Source organism: Alteromonas sp. CyTr2 (assembly GCF_947311905.1).
Taxonomy (GTDB): domain Bacteria; phylum Pseudomonadota; class Gammaproteobacteria; order Enterobacterales; family Alteromonadaceae; genus Alteromonas; species Alteromonas macleodii.
In genome coordinates, this window is record NZ_CAMZMZ010000070.1 from 1 (window position 1) to 3,030 (window position 3,030).

1 rRNA gene is annotated in these 3,030 nt (G+C 50.0%); it reads right to left on the bottom strand.

Annotated elements, in window-relative coordinates:
* Window positions 1-21: 21 nt before the first annotated feature.
* Window positions 22-2,900, bottom strand: a 23S ribosomal RNA gene (locus QME20_RS19530).
* Between the last annotated feature and the right edge of the window lie 130 nt (window positions 2,901-3,030).

Genomic DNA, 3,030 nt, shown 5'->3' on the forward strand with positions numbered 1-3,030 from the left:
CTAAAGCTTCTTGGGCGTTGTATGGTTAAGCCTCTCGGGCAATTAGTACAGGTTAGCTTAACGCCTTACAACGCTTCCACACCCTGCCTATCAACGTCATCGTCTATAACAACCCTTCCAGACCTTAAAGGTCAGGGATGACTCATCTTTGGGCCGGCTTCCCGCTTAGATGCTTTCAGCGGTTATCCGTTCCGAACATAGCTACCGGGCAATGCCATTGGCATGACAACCCGAACACCAGCGGTTCGTCCACTCCGGTCCTCTCGTACTAGGAGCAGCTCCCATCAATCATCCAACGCCCACACCAGATAGGGACCGAACTGTCTCACGACGTTCTAAACCCAGCTCGCGTACCACTTTAAATGGCGAACAGCCATACCCTTGGGACCGACTTCAGCCCCAGGATGTGATGAGCCGACATCGAGGTGCCAAACACCGCCGTCGATATGAACTCTTGGGCGGTATCAGCCTGTTATCCCCGGAGTACCTTTTATCCGTTGAGCGATGGCCCTTCCATACAGAACCACCGGATCACTATGACCTACTTTCGTACCTGCTCGACGTGTCTGTCTCGCAGTTAAGCTAGCTTATGCCATTGCACTAACCTCACGATGTCCGACCGTGATTAGCTAACCTTCGTGCTCCTCCGTTACTATTTGGGAGGAGACCGCCCCAGTCAAACTACCCACCAGACACTGTCCACATTCCCGATAAGGGAACAATGTTAGAACATCAAACATACAAGGGTGGTATTTCAAGGACGGCTCCACACAATCTAGCGACTGTGCTTCAAAGCCTCCCACCTATCCTACACATGTAGGTTCAATGTTCAGTGCCAAGCTGTAGTAAAGGTTCACGGGGTCTTTCCGTCTAGGTGCGGGTACACAGCATCTTCACTGCGATTTCAATTTCACTGAGTCTCGGGTGGAGACAGCGTGGCCATGGTTACACCATTCGTGCAGGTCGGAACTTACCCGACAAGGAATTTCGCTACCTTAGGACCGTTATAGTTACGGCCGCCGTTTACCGGGGCTTCGATCAAGAGCTTCGTCCGAAAACTAACCCCATCAATTAACCTTCCGGCACCGGGCAGGTGTCACACCCTATACGTCCTCTTACGAGTTTGCAGAGTGCTGTGTTTTTAATAAACAGTCCCAGCCACCTGGTCACTGCGGCCTCCATTTGCTTACCACGCGAAGTGTTCACAAACAGAGGCGTACCTTCTCCCGAAGTTACGGTACAATTTTGCCGAGTTCCTTCACCCGAGTTCTCTCAAGCGCCTTAGTATTCTCTACCTGACCACCTGTGTCGGTTTGGGGTACGGTTCATATAATCATAAGTTTAGAAGCTTTTCCTGGAAGCAGGGCATCAACAACTTCACTCCCTTGGGAGCTCGTCTCGTGTCTCGGCCTTGAAAACCCGGATTTACCTAAGTCTTCAGCCTACTCACTTTCACTTGGACAACCAACGCCAAGCTTGCCTAGCCTTCTCCGTCCCTCCATCACTGATTATATAAGTACGGGAATATTAACCCGTTTCCCATCGACTACGCATTTCTGCCTCGCCTTAGGGGCCGACTTACCCTGCCCTGATTAGCATGGGACAGGAAACCTTGGTCTTCCGGCGTGGGAGTTTTTCACTCCCATTATCGTTACTCATGTCAGCATTCGCACTTGTGATATGTCCAGCAAGCTTTACAACTCACCTTCATCCACTTACACAACGCTCCCCTACCCAGCATGTAAACATGCTGCCGCAGCTTCGGTATATTGCTTAGCCCCGTTACATCTTCCGCGCAGGCCGACTCGACTAGTGAGCTATTACGCTTTCTTTAAAGGGTGGCTGCTTCTAAGCCAACCTCCTAGCTGTCTATGCCTTCCCACATCGTTTCCCACTTAGCAATATTTTGGGACCTTAGCTGGCGGTCTGGGTTGTTTCCCTCTCCACGACGGACGTTAGCACCCGCCGTGTGTCTCCCGGATAGTTCTCATTGGTATTCGGAGTTTGCAAAGGGTTGGTAAGTCGGGATGACCCCCTAGCCTTAACAGTGCTCTACCCCCAATGGAATTCGTCCGAGGCTCTACCTAAATAGATTTCGGGGAGAACCAGCTATCTCCCGGTTTGATTGGCCTTTCACCCCCAGCCACAGGTCATCCCCTAACTTTTCAACGTTAGTGGGTTCGGTCCTCCAGTTGATGTTACTCAACCTTCAACCTGCCCATGGCTAGATCACCGGGTTTCGGGTCTATACCTAGCAACTAAACGCGCAGTTAACACTCGCTTTCGCTACGGCTCCGTTATTCACTTAACCTTGCTACTAAATATAAGTCGCTGACCCATTATACAAAAGGTACGCAGTCACCACACGAAGTGGCTCCCACTGCTTGTACGTATACGGTTTCAGGTTCTATTTCACTCCCCTCACAGGGGTTCTTTTCGCCTTTCCCTCACGGTACTGGTTCACTATCGGTCAGTTAGGAGTATTTAGCCTTGGAGGATGGTCCCCCCATATTCAGTCAAGATAACACGTGTCCCGACCTACTCGATTTCACTGTAAAGAATCCGTCGTGTACAGGGCTATCACCTTGTATCGCTCCTCTTCCCAAAGGATTCCACTAAATTCTAAACAGCTTAAGGGCTGCTCCCCGTTCGCTCGCCGCTACTAGGGGAATCTCGGTTGATTTCTTTTCCTAAGGGTACTTAGATGTTTCAGTTCCCCTCGTTTGCCTCGTTAACCTATGTATTCAGTTAACGATACCTGTAAACAGGTGGGTTTCCCCATTCGGACATCTGTGGCTCAAATGCATTTTGTCGGCTCACCACAGCTTTTCGCAGACTTACACGTCCTTCATCGCCTCTAACTGCCAAGGCATCCACCGTATACGCTTCGTCACTTAACCATACAACCCCAAACAGCCTTTTGACTTCTGTCTAAGTTACGTTGCATGAATGACAAGCTAATCGGAAGAATTGCCTTGCTATCAAATCATCGATTGATAACAAGCAATTCAGTCAAGTAGAGTAAAAAGT